1 protein-coding gene is annotated in these 528 nt (G+C 30.1%); it reads right to left on the bottom strand.

Going from position 1 to position 528, the window contains the following annotated elements:
- Positions 1-528, bottom strand: a 528-nt coding sequence (locus LG31_RS21250; RefSeq protein ID WP_033113932.1) for a hypothetical protein, incomplete at both ends; no start/stop codon positions are given.

Raw genomic sequence — 528 nt, 5'->3', positions numbered from 1 at the left:
CAACATGAGACATTAAACCATAGAATAAACAGTCTAAATTTTTATCATTCAAGAAATAAACTACAAACATATCTAAAGAATTGAATTTATTTTTAAATGAAAACTTATCAGAAATACTGTGGTGATTTACCAATGCTTTTAAAAAAGTATACTTTTTGTAAACATCAATTACTTTTTCTGATTCCTTTTGAGCATCAACCATAGTTAAATCTAATTCTGCGTCACTTATCGATGATTCGTTTCTAATAATTACTATAGGGTCTATCTCATTGAAAGCTCGTCGTAAATAGTTAAAATGCATATCTTGCCATTGCATTCTCACGATTGCTTTATGAATATCCTCCTTCATCGCACTATATAGTTCATCGAAGTTATTTGCTATGTTTGACAACTGAGTCATTGACTGGTCAAGATTAATTAAATTGCTGTCATTACCCACTTTGATATTTTCAATAACCACGACCATTTTATCTATTTGTACTCTTGCCTCCGAAGCAATAATAAGCTGTCTTTGTTGAATGACACTTT

Origin of the sequence: Aeromonas lacus, from assembly GCF_000764665.1 — a bacterium.
GTDB lineage: Bacteria > Pseudomonadota > Gammaproteobacteria > Enterobacterales > Aeromonadaceae > Aeromonas > Aeromonas lacus.
Note: the sequence above shows the minus strand (reverse complement) of the source record. Positions and strands in the feature narration are given on the sequence as shown.